15 protein-coding genes and 1 tRNA gene are annotated in these 15,261 nt (G+C 52.8%); 11 read left to right on the top strand and 5 right to left on the bottom strand.

All coding sequences use genetic code 11. The features are described from left to right. The first annotated feature begins 51 nt into the window (after positions 1–51). The 6 genes from SPI6313_RS01695 (at position 52) to SPI6313_RS01720 (ending at position 5,602) form a co-directional block, all read left to right on the top strand. Positions 52–570 carry a ribbon-helix-helix domain-containing protein gene (locus tag SPI6313_RS01695; RefSeq protein WP_217650465.1) on the top strand — a complete coding sequence of 173 codons (519 nt, stop codon included), beginning with the start codon at positions 52–54 and terminating at the stop codon, positions 568–570. A 725-nt stretch (positions 571–1,295) separates the two neighbouring features. Then, positions 1,296–2,150 carry a universal stress protein gene (locus tag SPI6313_RS01700; protein WP_072619438.1) on the top strand — a complete coding sequence of 285 codons (855 nt, stop codon included), beginning with the start codon at positions 1,296–1,298 and terminating at the stop codon, positions 2,148–2,150. Positions 2,151–2,303: 153 nt separating this feature from the next. Continuing rightward, the gene (gene ribD / locus SPI6313_RS01705) at positions 2,304–3,383 is read left to right on the top strand and encodes a bifunctional diaminohydroxyphosphoribosylaminopyrimidine deaminase/5-amino-6-(5-phosphoribosylamino)uracil reductase RibD (RefSeq protein WP_072619439.1); all 1,080 of its coding nucleotides are present in this window, start codon (positions 2,304–2,306) and stop codon (positions 3,381–3,383) included. Positions 3,384–3,713: 330 nt separating this feature from the next. Continuing rightward, the gene (locus SPI6313_RS01710; RefSeq protein ID WP_072619440.1) at positions 3,714–3,935 is read left to right on the top strand and encodes an NfeD family protein; all 222 of its coding nucleotides are present in this window, start codon (positions 3,714–3,716) and stop codon (positions 3,933–3,935) included. A 110-nt stretch (positions 3,936–4,045) separates the two neighbouring features. Continuing rightward, entirely contained in the window at positions 4,046–4,864 is an 819-nt protein-coding gene (locus SPI6313_RS01715) for a DUF4344 domain-containing metallopeptidase (protein ID WP_139276438.1), read from the top strand. Positions 4,865–4,942: 78 nt separating this feature from the next. Next, positions 4,943–5,602 (top strand): DUF4079 domain-containing protein, encoded by a 660-nt coding sequence (locus SPI6313_RS01720; protein ID WP_072619442.1) that lies wholly within the window; start codon positions 4,943–4,945, stop codon positions 5,600–5,602. Between the two features lie 6 nt (positions 5,603–5,608). Here the strand turns inward: SPI6313_RS01720 and SPI6313_RS01725 are convergent, their stop codons facing one another. The 4 genes from SPI6313_RS01725 to SPI6313_RS01740 all read right to left on the bottom strand — a co-directional run bounded on the left by SPI6313_RS01725 (position 5,609) and on the right by SPI6313_RS01740 (position 9,079). Beyond that, positions 5,609–6,316, bottom strand: a complete 708-nt coding sequence (locus SPI6313_RS01725; protein WP_139276440.1) for a hypothetical protein — start codon at positions 6,314–6,316, stop codon at positions 5,609–5,611. Further along, positions 6,309–7,409 (bottom strand): zinc finger protein, encoded by a 1,101-nt coding sequence (locus SPI6313_RS01730; RefSeq protein ID WP_072619444.1) that lies wholly within the window; start codon positions 7,407–7,409, stop codon positions 6,309–6,311. The genes SPI6313_RS01725 and SPI6313_RS01730 overlap by 8 nt, the downstream gene beginning before the upstream one ends. A gap of 30 nt (positions 7,410–7,439) precedes the next feature. Further along, on the bottom strand, positions 7,440–8,066 hold the full coding sequence (locus tag SPI6313_RS01735; protein ID WP_072619445.1) for a precorrin-8X methylmutase: 627 nt from the start codon (positions 8,064–8,066) through the stop codon (positions 7,440–7,442). A gap of 152 nt (positions 8,067–8,218) precedes the next feature. Further along, complete coding sequence (locus tag SPI6313_RS01740; RefSeq protein WP_072619446.1) at positions 8,219–9,079, bottom strand: sulfotransferase family protein; 861 nt, start codon at positions 9,077–9,079, stop codon at positions 8,219–8,221. A gap of 246 nt (positions 9,080–9,325) precedes the next feature. Between SPI6313_RS01740 and SPI6313_RS01745 the strand changes: the two genes are divergently transcribed. Next, the gene (locus tag SPI6313_RS01745; protein WP_084668842.1) at positions 9,326–9,565 is read left to right on the top strand and encodes an NfeD family protein; all 240 of its coding nucleotides are present in this window, start codon (positions 9,326–9,328) and stop codon (positions 9,563–9,565) included. A gap of 15 nt (positions 9,566–9,580) precedes the next feature. On the opposite strand, the gene hpsL is transcribed toward SPI6313_RS01745, so the two are convergent. Next, entirely contained in the window at positions 9,581–11,278 is a 1,698-nt protein-coding gene (hpsL, locus tag SPI6313_RS01750; RefSeq protein WP_072619447.1) for a hormogonium polysaccharide biosynthesis protein HpsL, read from the bottom strand. A gap of 216 nt (positions 11,279–11,494) precedes the next feature. On the opposite strand from hpsL, the gene SPI6313_RS01755 reads away from it, so the two are divergent. The 4 genes from SPI6313_RS01755 to SPI6313_RS01770 all read left to right on the top strand — a co-directional run bounded on the left by SPI6313_RS01755 (position 11,495) and on the right by SPI6313_RS01770 (position 15,259). Next, a tRNA-Lys gene (locus SPI6313_RS01755) sits at positions 11,495–11,566 on the top strand. A gap of 149 nt (positions 11,567–11,715) precedes the next feature. After that, positions 11,716–12,795: a class II fructose-bisphosphate aldolase gene (fba, locus tag SPI6313_RS01760; protein WP_072619448.1), complete on the top strand. Its 1,080-nt coding sequence runs from the start codon at positions 11,716–11,718 to the stop codon at positions 12,793–12,795. Positions 12,796–12,998: 203 nt separating this feature from the next. After that, a complete protein-coding gene (locus SPI6313_RS01765; RefSeq protein WP_072619449.1) occupies positions 12,999–14,330 on the top strand; it encodes a histidine phosphatase family protein in 1,332 nt (443 codons plus the stop codon). Positions 14,331–14,410: 80 nt separating this feature from the next. Then, positions 14,411–15,259, top strand: coding sequence for a YaaW family protein (locus SPI6313_RS01770; RefSeq protein WP_072622951.1), 849 nt, complete (start codon positions 14,411–14,413; stop codon positions 15,257–15,259). The last annotated feature ends 2 nt before the right edge of the window (positions 15,260–15,261 follow it).

Consider the following 15,261-nt stretch of genomic DNA (forward strand, 5'->3'; position numbering starts at 1 on the left):
TGACAATTTGCGTTGCCTAAGCCCGATTTATTGTGCCTCTCCCTGCCCACCATGCCCCAAGAGTTTCCCCTCACCTGCCACGTTCCTGAAGCCTGGCTGAGCGCCCTCGACCACTATGCGAGCACCCATAACCAATCGCGTAGCGACGTGCTCAAACAAGCGATCGCTCACTACCTCGACCTCGAAACCGCCGCCCCCTGGCAGCCCCAACTCGACACCCTCAACACCACCGTCACCACCCTCACCAAACAAGTCCACAGCCTCCACAAACGCCTCAAAACCCTAGAAGCCCAAACCCTCGACATTGCCTCCGTCACCGCCGAAATTGTCACCCCACTGCCTGCCCCCCGCGATCGCCCCACCCTCGCCGCTGCCCCAGAGCGCGATCGTCCCGACTCTCGCCCCTTCGGAGCCATCCGCCTCGACGAACTCAGTCAACTCGTCCCCCTCAACATGCCCAAAATTCGTCACCATGCTGAAACCGCTGGCCTCTCCCTCTACGAAGCGATCGAAATCGAAACCGGCTGGAAATATGACCCCAAAAGTCACACCTTTGCCCCACCCCTCTAAATCCCCTCAGACTTGTAATCCTACTCAGTCCGTTTAGTTACGAGCGCAGCAATTCTCATTATGGGCATGGTCTGCGCTGAAACAATAGTTTTCGGAGAATCTAATCGCCCGAAACTCTCATTCTGCCGTCCAGAGAATTGGGATCGAAAGATTCAGAATGTCATTAATTCAGTACATATATTCTAAAATGAGAATTGCTCACACGAGCGACTTTAGTCGCCCTCCTTGGGCCAGTCGCGTTAGGCTGATTACCTTGGATTGCAAACGTCTAGGAACGATCACAAGGCTAAAAACCGACAGGCCGAGAAGCAGTTAAGGGTAAGCAGGCAGCGGAATGAGTGGGCGGATTGCCCACTGCGTCATCCAATCTAACGATTGGGTCGCCTCGGAAGACTTGAAGGTGAACGGGTTAGTCTGGGAGCGGCATCGGGCTGAGTCGATAGTGAAGGGGGTTTGTCTCCTGCGCCTTGGACTAACTTGGGACTAACTACCGTGGGGCACAGGGGAAGTTATCCGCTTGGGGAGATTAGACCTCTGGCGGGGTTGGGGCAATCCGGCTCGGTTAAGTCCGGTCGATGCACCAAGAATTCCCGTCGCTGTCTTCGCGGGGAGTGTCAAATAACGTTAAGAGAATGAGATAAAAAGAGACGTATCCTAGGACAATAGACAGGATAAAGATTGTGTTGAAGCACCCCAACCCAACACGACGGTAGAGGACATAATTAATGATTAAAAACGTTTTATTAGCAGACTCTGGCATCGGCAATTCAAGAGAAATCTTCCAATCAATGCAAGATTTACCCGCCATGCAAGGAGTAAACGTCACGATTTTGCACGTCGTCCCCCCCCAAGTGTCCACCGAAGCCATGGAAAGCAAGCTAGCCGCTGGGGATGAGATCTTAGAAACCGCTACGAAAACCCTCAACCTTGACCCCCATCAAGTCACGACGTTAAAGCGGCAAGGTGAACCCAAAGACACCGTTTGTAAAGTTGCCGACGAAATTGATGCTGACCTGATCATCATGGGGTCACGGGGCTTAAAGCGCCTTGAGTCCATTCTTGAAAACTCGGTCAGTCAATACGTCTTTCAACTGGCGAATCGCCCGATGTTGTTAGTCCGTGACGACATCTACGTGCGCAAAATCAAGCGGATCATGGTGGCGCTGGATAAATCCGAAAAGTCCCAAGCAAGTTTAGACTTTGCTCTTTTCTTAGCAAATGGTGCTCCCGGCGTTGAATTAGTCGTCGCACGAGTCAACCCGGATCTAGACCCCAACTTTGCCCCCACCACCAAAGCCGACATCGAAAGCAATACAGTCATCGCCCAGGCCCTCCCGAAGCTGAAGCGGATGGGGGTGAAATATCGGTGTATTGTCGAAGGCGGTAAACCAGGGGCACAGCTTTGTAAGCTCGTAGATGATCAGTCCATTGATCTCTTGATTTTAGGGTCTCCGGATCGCCGCCCCTCCGTTGCTCGTGCCTTACCGGACTTGGATCGTTTGTTGGGGACATCCCTGTCGGATTATGTCCGGGTTAATGCCAATTGCCCCGTATTGCTGGTGCGTCAACCGGAGGAATAAACCCTGCGACCCTTGCAACCCATTGATCCCCCAGTTTTCTTGAAAATGTAGAGATTCCGGGAGAGCACCACGGGCAATGGGCGATTGGGTCTCTGGTGATTTGGCTTCAATGTTCGTTGATTCGGGTCAATCAGTTCAGCCCCACTCTTCTCCATGGCAGATCACGCCTTTTTCATGCAGCGTTGTCTAGAATTGGCACGCCAAGCCGCAGGATACACTGCCCCGAATCCCCTCGTGGGGTCTGTGGTGGTGAAGGATGGCGCGATCGCAGGGGAAGGCTATCACCCCAAGGCCGGGGAACCCCATGCGGAGGTTTTCGCCCTCCGGGCAGCGGGAGAGGCTGCCCAGGGGGCCACGGTCTACGTCAATCTTGAACCCTGCAACCATACCGGCCGCACGCCCCCCTGTACCGAAGCCTTGATTCGGGCAGGGGTTAAAACGGTGGTGGTGGGGATGGTTGACCCCGATCCACGGGTGGCGGGTCGCGGGATGGCGCGGCTACGGGCGGCGGGGATTGAGGTGATTACGGGGGTGGAGGAGGGGGCTTGCCTGGCGTTGAATGAGGGGTTTATTCAGCGCGTCACCACGGGGCGACCGCTGGGGATTTTGAAATATGCCATGACCCTTGATGGCAAGATTGCGACGACAACGGGCCATAGTGCCTGGGTGTCGGGGCCGGAGTCGCGGCGGGTGGTGCATGGGGTGCGGGCATTGTGTGATGGGGTGATTGTGGGGGGAAATACGGTGCGGCGGGATAATCCGCAGTTGACGAGTCATGGGGTGAGCGATCGCAATCCGGTGCGAATTGTCCTCAGTCGCAGCTTGGAGCTACCCGCTGAGGCGCAATTGTGGGAGGTAACCCCCGCTCCCACCGTGATTTTCACAACCCAAGGGGCGAATCCGGTGCTCCAAACGAAACTGCGCGATCGCGGTGTGGAGATTCTCGAACAGCCTCACCTCACGATTGAGGCCGTGATGAAAACCCTGGGCGATCGCGGTATGAATCAGGTGCTGTGGGAGTGTGGCGGGGTCTTAGCCGCCGCAGCCCTTCAAGCCGGAGCCGTGCAGAAAGTGATGGCCTTCATTGCCCCGAAAATCATTGGCGGTCAGGGCGCACCGTCGCCGGTGGGGGAACTAGGACTCCAACAGATGACCGCTGCGATCGCCCTCCACCGCACCACCCTGACCCCCATCGCCAACGATTGGCTCCTGTCCGGTTATCTATCGCCTTAACATTTTTCGAGCATCCCTCACCAGTCCCCTTAATCGCTGCTCCCAGCGGGCGCAACGATGAGATGGGGACGTTCTCCTAAGGTTCAGAGGGATTGCAGGGGATCATCCTGCCCAACTTGCTGAAAACCGCGCTCAATGGCTCGTTAGAGTCAAGGATGCGATCCGGCTGCTTGCATAATTTTGCCGGGTTTGTTTAGACAATACATTAAGACAATTTCAGTTTTGCGAAATACTCTCGTAGTTTGCTTTCCCACTGTGATGGGGCGATTGTGGGCTATGTCATCCCCTGGGGTGATGTTTGCCCCTATTCATCCTCGATGCGCTGAAACTATGTTTAATTTCAAACGGAAACCTTCTCCTCGCGATCGCATCAACCGTTGGCAGGGTTACGCGATCGTGTATCAAACCATTTATCCGGATCGCCCCGGTCGTGTGCGCTTCAACGCGATTTCCTGGGGAGCCCAATCCAAAACGGGGGAACTCATTCCCATTGATGCACGGGTTGAAGTGCTTGGCCACGAAGGGATTGATCTGGTGGTGCGTCGCTGTTAACTCCCAGGGAAAGAAGCGGACTGTGCGGATCTGGTTAAATCATCCGGAGCACTGCCAGTAGAATTGCACAATACGAAATATTTTCACCAACACAGAAGGATAAACCGATCATGATGCGACGGATGGAACATGCGGGGAGGCGGTGGTTTTATGGTGTGTTGAGTAGTGCGATCGCACTCTTGAGCATTGTCAGTTGTGGGACAGTACCAGAAGCTCAAGCACAGATTGAGGATACGGGCGATATCGCGGTTTTCTATGACGAGAGCGATGATGAAGAATTCCAGGCGATTCAGGCAGTGCTCGAAGATACCGCATTTTTTGATAATTTAGTCGCTGATTTAAATGAAAATCTTGCCTTTCCTAACAATATCGAGGTGATTTTTACCAGTTGCGGTGAATCGAATGCCTATTACGATCCCGAAGATATTACGATCACCATGTGTTATGAACTGATCGCGGACTATCTCACGATTTTTGAGGAAAATATTGAAACGGAAGAAGACTACGCGAATGAAGTCATTGATGCGAGTTCATTCACGTTTTTCCATGAATTAGGCCATGCGTTGATCGATCAATATGAGCTACCGATCACGGGCAACGAAGAAGATGCTGCCGATAATTTTGCGGCGATCGCCCTCCTCGATGCCTACGAAGATGATTTTGGCGTGTTGAGTGGGATGTTTCAGTTTGACATGGAAGCGGCGGAGGAACAGGAAAATCTGGAAGATCTAGCCTATTGGGATGAACATGCCCTCAGTACCCAGCGATTTTATAATACGGCGTGCTTGATTTATGGCAGCGATCCGGATGAATTTAGCTTCATTGTTGAGGATGAATATTTACCGAGCGATCGCGCCGAACGCTGTGAAGAGGAATACGACCAAAAATCATCGGCTTGGTGGACTTTGATCGATCCATTTCTCAAGTAAAATGGTGGCAATTCTCAGGATTGTCTAGTCTGCCTGAGTCTATTCGATTGTTGTAATTTTTTAGACTCTCAATATACGATGACTGCAAGTGCTTGGGCTACATTAATTCATCCTGCGATCGCGGTTTTATTCGTCTTCCCGATGTTGGGCATCGTCTGCCGCATGGCATGGCAAACCCGTCAGCGTCGCCTCCAAATCAAAGACACGAAGAAAAGCAAGCTCCCCCCCTCCGTCGGGAAAGAACACGTAGACATGGGCAAATGGCTGACCGGTGGCGTGGTTGGCGTGTCCCTTGTGGCATTAGCCTATACCTTAATTAGTAAACAATTCATTGCTGAAAATTTAATTACAGAACGCCCATTTCAAGCCCTCTTTATTGGGTTGATTTTTGTGTTTACCATTGCCACATTGATCCTGCTTTACCGGGCAAAAACGTCCAATTGGCGCGTTACTTTTTCGGTTTTAAGCAGCATGGGTTTAATTATTATTGGTTGTCAGGATGGGGTATTTCGGCGCACCAATGAATGGTATTGGTCTCATTATTATTACGGGATTGCTGCGTCCATTTTGATGATCATTTCCTTGGCGGTGGTGCAGGAAATTTATCGGGATAAATCCCTACGGTGGCGCAATGCTCATATTATTTTAAATTGCGTAGCGATGGCGTTGTTTGTGGGTCAAGGGATTACGGGCGTGCGGGATTTATATGAAATTGCGTTTTATGCCAATGGGGGGTAAATGCCCTCAATTCTCACTCCGTTGCAGGGCTTTTAATTGAGTCTGAACATCAAGGGCAATTTGTACGGCATTGCTGAGATAGTCTTCAATATCAGTGGCTTGGGCTTCGAGTTGGAGGGTTTGCAGCGAGGTGAGGGCAGGGATGAAGAGTTCCGACGGATTGAGGGCCAGTTGATCCACTAAGTCCCGGTTTTCGCGCAGAATGCGTTCAGTTTGGATTGCTTGCCTCAGATCTTGGCGCAGCAGTTTTAAGGCAGCAAGGAGACGTTGGCGGGTGGGGGGTGCGAGACCGGGATTGCCGACGGCTTGGAGTTGGTCGTTGAGGTGGAGCGATCGCACCATCGTATTAAAATTTTCCACCTCCGCCGTGAGCGCGTCCAAACTCTCCCGCGCCATCGGGTCAAGCTCTAAATATTGCACCTGTCCCGCCGTCCAACTCCAACCCACAGTCTCCCCCAAAATTCGCACCCCCACCACCCCCAAGGGCAATAGCCCCAAGCCAATATCTAAAAGGGGCTGCCGGATCACCGTTTCCGCGAGAAAAAACACTCCAAAGGCGGCAAGGACGGAACCGAGGAGCGATCGCACTCGCCTCCCTTCCCCCGCCGCAATCTGTCCCGCCGGAAACACCACCCCCGACCATTGGGCCAAATCCTTCGGGGTAATGCGCAGTTGCTGTAAATCTCGCCGCATCGGGAGGTTGGGTCTATTCATCCGGCAATGATGCGCCCCCAAAACGAGTCACCTTTAACGGCTGGGCATCCCCAGGCTCAAACTGTGACCACGTATCGAGGTCTAAGGTCACGGGATAGTCTCGCCCATTGTCACCTTGGAACAGGATGGTATAGGTGGCGGTGCGATCGCCTTCCCGTTCTGGATCGCCTAACTCCAGGGTCGGCCATTGGGGATTTTGATCTAGCCCCGAAACCGTCGGAGTGCGATTCACCACCCAGCGATCGATCTCGTAGGTGTATTCCGTATCATAAACGGGTTCATCACGATAGATCGGCTCCTCGTAGGTTTCCGTGTGGGTGCGCGTTTCATAGACCGGACGAGTGCAGATTTCATCTTCAAAATACCCATTGCCTAAATCCACCGTGCCGCAGGTGTAGGACTCACTCCCCACCTGCACCTCTTCGGAAACCTCGCGGGTGCGGGTTTCATATCCTTCTAAAACTTGTTCATAGGACCGAATCGCCTCCTGTTGGCTGAGCACCCGTCCCCCGGCTGGCACATCCCAGCCCGTTTCGGTAAAGGTGGTGAGGCGTTCGACTGCGATCGATCGCTGCCAACTCATTTGGGTCACCGTGGCATCGATCTGCATCGGCAGCAGCCCAATCACCACCACCAAGATCACACTCACCAAGCCACTCCAAAACGCCCACCGCAGCACGCCCAAGCGACGATGAAACCGGACGAGGAGATGGGGTGATCGTGGGGATTGGGCGCGATCGCGCCGGGATGGCGTGGGCAGTTGAGGCGTTGAGGGGGCCGCTTGAGGCGTTGAGGTGGGCGGCTGAGGATAGGTTTGCACGGCTTGGCGTTGTTCCCCTGGGGGCGCACCACATTCAACGCATTCAGGTTCTGGGGCGCGGTTGCTAGCACCGCAATAGTCACAAATCCAATCGGCTCCGGCTTTGGCGATCGCAATCTGCTCCGCCGCCTGCACCACCGCCGCATTTTCGGGTAAATAAAACCGAATGCCTTCCGGGCGGGGTGCGCCACAATTATCACATTCGCGATCGCGCCCCAGCAACCCCTTCACCCCACAAGTGGGACAATCCCAACGCCCTTCCCGAATCGCCATAGTCTCTTGTTAATTCTGCCTAAAGTTTGGTTATAGCAAGTCTTGGACCTCATTCCAGGCCAACGTCAGCAACGCATTAATAATCGCTGCCGCCACCGGTGATCCCCCCTTGCGTCCCTGGGTGTAAATGGAGAGAATCCCCGACTCGATCAGACGTTGTTTCGCTTCCACCACCTGGACAAACCCCACCGGCACACCAATCACCAAGGGCGGCATTTGTCCCGTTTTTGCCACCGCATCACAGAGGGCTAACAAGGCCGTTGGTGCGTTACCAATCCCATAAATTGCGTGGGGATATTGCTCAAAACAGCGTAATAATCCGGTTTCGGTGCGGGTTTTTCCAGGTAACGCTTCCGTTGCAAAATCTAACGCCGTCAGAATCGGATTTTGGAAGGTTTGCGCCACTTTACGTAAAATTCCCTGCCGTACCATCGTCACATCCACCACCAAGGGCCGCCCCCCGATCAGGGCCTGGATTCCGGAGGCGATCGCCCCTTCACTCCACCGCACCAACTCCAAAAACTCAAAATCCGCCGTACTATGAATCACCCGCCGCACAATTTCATATTCCGCCGCACTCAGATCATGCACCCCCACCTCTTGATCAATCAGGGCGAAACTTTCATAGACAATCGGATGGTCAAGCAGTATCGTCATCGGGTTCTAGCACTAAAAACAGACCGGGCGGCTTTAGCCCCTTGCTCCTAGAGTAAGCCGAGATCAGGCCGTTACTCCAGAAAATCACAAGCACAGACAAGGCCGCTTCAGTCCCTGGCTCAAAAAGATGAGACAGGATTTCATCATGAGGGTTAAGATGCGATCGCGCTTAAATGCTCCAAATCCACCCCCGCGAGTTTTTCCTGAATATAGGCTTGCTCTTCCTCTGAAAACAGGGTAAAAAACTTCGTCGCATTGGCATTTTGAATCTGTTCCGTCACCGCTGGTTCACAGTTTTCATAGCGGTTTTTCATCAGCGGCTTGGCCGTCACCTTGTAATCTTCGAGCATCGTTGGTTCAAAGGGAATCGCTAAAAAGTCACAGAGATCCCGCATCGACTGTTCCGGATTCGCCACCAAAGACTCATACCGCACCAGCGTATGGTTCGGCTTGGCTAAATACTGCTGTGTCACCTGAATATCCGTCAGCCACCGCTGCACACATTGCTCAATCGTACCGTGTTCATAGCCCCACTTTTGCGGATATTTCCGCGCTGCATCATAGAGCGAAGCCACTACATCCGTCCCACTGCGCACCAGATGGATAATTTTTACATCCGGCACATAACGTTCAACATACTTTAAATAATGGAGATGTTTCGGGCTTTTTTCGAGCCAAATATGATGTCCAGTTTGGCGAGTAATCGTGTCGAGATCATGAACAAATTTTTCTGCTTGCCAGGCGATGGGAAGGGGATATTTTGACCAACTTGAGGCTAATTCCGGATGTCCCATATCCTCGCAAAACTGAGTAATCCAAGGATGAAATTGCTGCGAGGTGAGACCAAACATTAAGCGGCGCGGTTCATGGGTGGGAATGAGATATTGAAAAAACTTTGATTCTGGGACAGAAAAGATATCGGAATGGGCGGCAATTAAGCATTGTAATAACGTGGTTCCCGATCGCCCACAGCCGACGAGAAAAATACGTTGTTTAACAGAGGTAATCGTCATTTAACTTCTGGGGATGTAGGTCTATGAACAATAAATGCCTGTCCAAGATGATCTTGATGGGATGTAATTCGGGATTTAAAATTATTCCTGGATAGTGTGACAGATTAAAAACTGGCCGACTCAAATCACGAAAATCATCGCATTTTCCTGCTTTTCCTCCGCGCTTTTGGAACTTATTGGAGCAATTTTGGTTCTGACAAGATAACGCCATTGGTTTCAGTTCCTCTCATTGCTCAATACTCAGCCATGTTTAACCTTTTTCAAACCACTCAAGGACAATCTCCATTACGTCAACGTCTACAAAATTGGTGTGGAGAAGCGATTGTGGAGCGGGCGATCGCACCTCGCCAACAGGGTCGGGTTAAGTTTCGCGGCAGCTATTGGTTTGCTCAATGTATTGATGGTAGCAGCTTCAATCCTGGCATGATTGTATATGTAACGGGACGCGAAGAACTCACCTTATTCGTGACGGCTAGCACCCAGTAATGGCGATGGATTGACCTAACTCGAATTATTTCGTAAGCGAGCGCGGGCTGCTTTGTTCTGGCGCAGCAGTTCTTCGGCTTCCCGTGCCTCTGCTTTTAATTTCTCCTGTTCTTGGGCATCAATATTCGGTAAGTTAAACATTACCCCAATAAAAAACCAGTAATAAACCGCCACAGGGTCAGTGTCGAGGGGATACCAATAGGGGAAAAAGCTAATAATCAAAATAAAGACCCAAAAACTAGAGGCGAAATTGCGCACGCTGGGGGTTTTGAGCGATCGCGTAATTCGATGGGTCACCCAAGTAATATTACCCGTGAACAGAATGAAGGCAAGCAGTCCCGGATACCCCATCTCATAGAGCAATTTCGGGTGAAAGGTTTCCACGAGGGCCGTTTCGCCAAAGATGCGGGTGGAATTGGTGGCTTTGCCCAAACCGCGACCCAAGAAGCCCCGCTGTTCCTCCGTGGCCCAGCGGAACTGCTCCATGATGAACGCCTGAGGGGGTGAGGCTTCGGCACGGCTTTGGAAACTGTCGATCCGTTCTTGGATTAACTCCGGGTTAGAGGCGATCGCCACACTCAGCACCAGCGCCAAGCCAATCCCAATTGGTAAAAACCGCTTCACATTCGCCAATTGACCCGTCAGCACCAACAAAATCACCGTCACCACCGGCACCAACGCCAAGGCAATCCGCTGCCCCGAAATCACCGCATTGACAAACACCAACCCCATCCCCGCTAGCCCCCCCAGCCGCCACCACAGCGAGGTATCACAAAACGTCGTCGTGAACGTCAGGGCACTATTAGAAATCAAAAACCACGACCAATGCCACGGCGAGGCAAACGTCCCCGGCAGCCGAATAAAATTCTGTGATGGACTATAGCCCAGCGATCCCCCTACCAAACATTTCGCTTCGACGCTGGCTTTAAACAACGCATCCCCCACCTCATTGCGTGTCCCCTCACAGCTACCACTTTCCAGCATCAAATACTGCAACACCCCCAGCCCACAGCAGATCAACGCCAAAATCAAATGCACCCGACAGAGCCACAACAGGCCTTTTTTGTCGCGGACAAAATAGTACGCACAAAAAATCAGAGGGATATAGCCCATCAAGACTTTCAAGCCTAGAACCCCCTGGGCGAGGGGAATTCCTTCTTTACAGAGCATCCCCCGGCCGCGTCGGGGCAAACTCGAACACATGGGCAAAATAAACTGCATCGAGCCGTTGACCGCAATCAAGGTCAAGCAAGCACAGAGGGTCAAAATTCCCAGGGTGGCCATGATTTCTGATTTCACGAAAATCGGCTTTTTCTCCCGTTTACATTTCAAAACCAAGGCAATCAACGCTGGGATGAAAAACGCATCTTTGGCCAGGTTAAACAGCGCATTGCCCCCCACCACCTGATAAATCACCGTGCCGCTAAAGGGCATATAAACCAGAAACAGCCATAGGGCACTGCGGGGATATTGATACGACCAATACATGACGGGTACGCCTGCCCCCAGGGCCAGCCCAATTTTTTCGTTAATCAGGATCAGGGGTAGCCCCACGACGAGGAGAAAGGCGATGCAGATCCCATTAACCTGAATTAATTTTTGGCGGTGTTCTTTGGCTTGCCGTTTTTGGGCGGCTAGTTCTTTGGGGGTAAGGGGGGGAGCGGTGGCGGCGGCGTTTTTTTTGTTGGTTTTGCGGCGCTTGGATTTAACCATGAAGAGGTGCAGAAATTAGCGGTCGAGACGATGCCCTGGCGAATGAGGGGGGAGCGATCGCGCTCCATCCGTTTCCCTAATAATTAATAATTGTGGCATTTTCCCCCGCCCCGTCACCCCGCCATAAAATTTATTTAGGCGGTAGGATTGACAGACGAAAAACCCTTTGCTACGATAAAGAACCGTGCGCAAATAAAGAAATTATTCCAAGCACAGGGGTCGCTAGCTCAATGGTAGAGTACTCGGCTTTTAACCGATTTGTTCTGGGTTCGAGTCCCAGGCGACCCATAAACATCTATGAATCGCAACTCAAATTAACAAAAGTTCTTAGGAGTCTGATAGACTAACTTAAGATTCTGATCACGATTGAACTGCGACCCATCCGAATGATGGTACGTGGACTGACAACATTAAAGAAAACGATAGGAGGATGATTTATGGCGCTCGTACCCATGCGGCTACTGTTGGATCACGCCGCTGAAAACGGCTATGGCATTCCTGCATACAACGTCAACAACATGGAACAGATCTTGTCGATCATGCAGGCTGCGGATGAAACCAACAGCCCGGTGATTCTTCAAGCGTCCCGTGGTGCTCGCTCCTACGCAGGTGAAAACTTCTTGCGTCACCTTGTCTTGGCTGCGGTCGAAACCTATCCTCACATTCCCGTGGTCATGCACCAAGACCATGGCAACAGCCCAGCCACTTGCTATTCAGCAATTCGCAACGGCTTCACCAGTGTCATGATGGATGGTTCCTTGGAAGCGGATGCGAAAACCCCCGCCAGCTTTGAATACAATGCCAGCGTCACCGCTGAAGTGGTGAAAGTGGCTCACTCCGTTGGGGCCAGTGTTGAAGGTGAACTCGGCTGCCTCGGTTCGTTGGAAACTGGAGCCGGTGAAGCGGAAGATGGTCATGGTTTTGAAGGAACCTTGAGCAAAGATCAGTTGCTCACTGATCCCGATGAGGCCGTGGCATTTGTGGAGCAAACCCAAGTAGATGCGCTCGCGGTGGCGATCGGCACCAGCCATGGGGCTTACAAGTTCACCCGCAAACCGACGGGCGAAGTGTTGGCCATTAGCCGCATTGAAGAAATTCACAACCGCCTGCCCAACACCCACTTGGTGATGCACGGATCTTCTTCCGTTCCCCAAGAATGGTTGGACATGATCAACCAGTACGGCGGTAAGATTCCTGAAACCTATGGTGTTCCCGTTGAGGAAATCCAAAAGGGAATCAAGAGCGGTGTGCGCAAAGTGAACATCGACACGGATAACCGTTTGGCAATCACGGCGGCGATTCGTGAAGCGGCGATGAAAGATCCGTCCAACTTTGACCCCCGCCACTTCATGAAGCCCTCGATCAAGTACATGAAGCAAGTGTGCTCCGATCGCTACCAACAATTTGGTGCCGCGGGCAACGCCACCAAGATTAAGCAAATCCCCTTGGATGAATTTGCGAAGAAATACGCATCGGGTGAACTCAGCGCCAAGACCAAAGGCGCAGTGGCTGTTTAATTAAACGTTAATTCAAACGCCTGGTGCGATCGCACCTTCTACCCCGAAGGACGATCAGCGCAATAAAGCGGAGACTCGCTTACAGAGTCTCCGCTTGTTTTTTGGAAAAAAATTGATTCTTTTACCGCTCAACCCCGCAGAGAGACACGCCAGATCCTAAAATAGCGAAGGATACGATCGCAAAAGAATCAGGAGAAGGCGGCGTGACAACGCGAGTAATCATCGTGCGACATGGGCAAAGTACCTACAACGCCCAGAAACGCATTCAGGGCCGGTGTGATGAATCTGTTTTGACGGAACGGGGGCAACAGGAAGCGGCGAAAGTTGCAGCGGCATTGCAAGGCATTCAATTAACAGCGGTTTACCATAGCCCCTTAAAACGGGCTGCCCAAACGGCGCAAATCATCACCCAAACCCTTGAATTAGATGATCCACCGATCGCATCGCCCCAGTTGCTCGAAGTGGATTTACCCCTCTGGGAAGGGATGAAGCGGGACGAGGTGCGCGATCGCTTCCCCACTGAATATCACCAATGGCATGAGCAGCCGGCTGAATTTTCCATGGAGGTCAACGGCAAGGCTCATTACCCGGTGCGATCGCTCTACCGCCAAGCCCAAGAATTTTGGCAAAGTTTCCTCCCCCACCACGACGGTCAAACGGTGCTGATCGTCGCCCATAACGGCATTAACCGCTGTTTGTTAATGAGTGCGTTGGGGATGGATTGCAGCCGTTATCAATCCTTGCAGCAGTCCAATTGTTGTATTAATGTCTTGAACTTCACCGGGGGCTGGGGTGATCCGGTGCAGGCGGAATCCCTCAATCAGGTGTCTCACATGGGGATAGTGCTGCCCTCGCCGCGACCGCCCCATAATCAACTGCGGATGTTGTTGGTGCGCCATGGTGAGACCGATTGGAACCGGGAGGGGCGTTTCCAAGGTATTAAAGATATTCCCTTGAACGATCGCGGCCGGGAACAGGCCGGAAAAGCCGCCGCCTATTTGCAAGGGGTGCAGATTGACAACGCCGTCAGCAGCCCGATGTTGCGCCCCAAGGAAACTGCTGAAATCATCCTCCAACACCATCCCCAGATCACCCTCGAAACGGACCCGGAACTCTGCGAAATTGGTCACGGTCTTTGGGAAGGGAAGTTAGAGACGGAAATTGAGACGGCCTATCCGGGGTTGTTGGCTCAGTGGAAGGTTGCGCCGGAGACGGTGCAAATGCCGGAAGGGGAAAATTTACAGCAGGTGTGGGATCGGGCGGTGGCGGCCTGGACTGCGATCGCCGCCCGCTTCAGCAGCGGTGAGCCGAAAACCGTCCTTGTGGTGGCCCATGATGCGGTGAATAAAGTAATTCTTTGTTCTCTGCTGGGCTTGGAACCCAAGGATATTTGGGACATTAAGCAGGGAAATGGCGCGGTTACGGTGATTGACTATCCCCACGGGGCCGACAGTCAGCCCATCCTCCAAACTCTGAACCTGACCACCTATCTAAGTGCGGGGATTTTGGATCAAACGGCGGCTGGGGCCTTGTAGCACCACGGCAGGGCTAGAACGGGAGCGAAAGCGTTACATTGAGGGGAAAGATTGGAGCTTCAGTGACGGAGGATAACGGTTTGGATGAACTGCGTGCGGCCCTGGATCTCGCGACGGATGAGGAATTAGGACAACTGACCCATATTTTGTTTTGTCGGCGGTTTAATCCTCTGGACTATTTTCAGACCCCAGCGGTGGCTGAGGTGCAGCAATGCGATCGCACCACCCAACTGGCGATGCTACAACAGCGGTTTTTCTTCCTCGCTGCCGATGGCATGACGGTGCTCCGGGGTCGTAGCCACGCGATCAGTTATCACCAAGTCCTGATCCAAGTCTGCCGCTATTTAAAAATCCCTCATGCAGCTTCCCTGTCCACGCTGGATCTAGAGGCGGAAATCTTTCTGCACCTCATGGGCCAAGCGTGGCAGAAACTCCCAGCGGCTGAACAAAATTCCCTCACGGTGAAGATTCAGCGATCGCTCACCCGCACCGACTTTGCCGAACCCCTCCCGGCTCAACTACAACACAACCCGATGCAGTTTTTGCTCAAAGGGGGCGGTGTCGTGGCAATTAGTGCCGTGGTGCGGTCTTTGGTGTTGAACCATATCGCCCGCCAATTTACCCTCCATTTTGCCCAGTACCAAGCCACCCAGGCCATCCTCCGCCGGGGCGGTGCGATCGCCGCCGGTCAACTCCAGCATCAGATCGCCCTCCAAGCCGCCCGCCGAGGCATGGTCACCACCGCCGCCCGCCATGGGGCCGCCCGGACTCTCTTCGCCGCCCTGGGGCCGATTCTCTGGGCTACCTTTTTGGCGGATCTTGGCTGGCGGGCCATTGCGACGAATTACGGGCGAATCATTCCGATCATTTTTGCGATCGCGCAAATCCGCCTCACCCGTGCCGCCATCTGGGAACCCGTCCTGTCGTAGTT

It is taken from the genome of Spirulina major PCC 6313 (assembly GCF_001890765.1).
GTDB lineage: Bacteria > Cyanobacteriota > Cyanobacteriia > Cyanobacteriales > Spirulinaceae > Spirulina > Spirulina major.

What these genes read in the sequence shown, in the direction of transcription:
- SPI6313_RS01695 (WP_217650465.1), top strand. Translation starts at nt 52, where the DNA reads ATGCCCCAAGAGTTTCCCCTCACCTGCCACGTTCCTGAAGCCTGGCTG.
- SPI6313_RS01700 (WP_072619438.1), top strand. Translation starts at nt 1,296, where the DNA reads ATGATTAAAAACGTTTTATTAGCAGACTCTGGCATCGGCAATTCAAGA.
- ribD (WP_072619439.1), top strand. Translation starts at nt 2,304, where the DNA reads ATGGCAGATCACGCCTTTTTCATGCAGCGTTGTCTAGAATTGGCACGC.
- SPI6313_RS01710 (WP_072619440.1), top strand. Translation starts at nt 3,714, where the DNA reads ATGTTTAATTTCAAACGGAAACCTTCTCCTCGCGATCGCATCAACCGT.
- SPI6313_RS01715 (WP_139276438.1), top strand. Translation starts at nt 4,046, where the DNA reads ATGATGCGACGGATGGAACATGCGGGGAGGCGGTGGTTTTATGGTGTG.
- SPI6313_RS01720 (WP_072619442.1), top strand. Translation starts at nt 4,943, where the DNA reads ATGACTGCAAGTGCTTGGGCTACATTAATTCATCCTGCGATCGCGGTT.
- SPI6313_RS01725 (WP_139276440.1), bottom strand. Translation starts at nt 6,316, where the DNA reads ATGAATAGACCCAACCTCCCGATGCGGCGAGATTTACAGCAACTGCGC.
- SPI6313_RS01730 (WP_072619444.1), bottom strand. Translation starts at nt 7,409, where the DNA reads ATGGCGATTCGGGAAGGGCGTTGGGATTGTCCCACTTGTGGGGTGAAG.
- SPI6313_RS01735 (WP_072619445.1), bottom strand. Translation starts at nt 8,066, where the DNA reads ATGACGATACTGCTTGACCATCCGATTGTCTATGAAAGTTTCGCCCTG.
- SPI6313_RS01740 (WP_072619446.1), bottom strand. Translation starts at nt 9,079, where the DNA reads ATGACGATTACCTCTGTTAAACAACGTATTTTTCTCGTCGGCTGTGGG.
- SPI6313_RS01745 (WP_084668842.1), top strand. Translation starts at nt 9,326, where the DNA reads ATGTTTAACCTTTTTCAAACCACTCAAGGACAATCTCCATTACGTCAA.
- hpsL (WP_072619447.1), bottom strand. Translation starts at nt 11,278, where the DNA reads ATGGTTAAATCCAAGCGCCGCAAAACCAACAAAAAAAACGCCGCCGCC.
- fba (WP_072619448.1), top strand. Translation starts at nt 11,716, where the DNA reads ATGGCGCTCGTACCCATGCGGCTACTGTTGGATCACGCCGCTGAAAAC.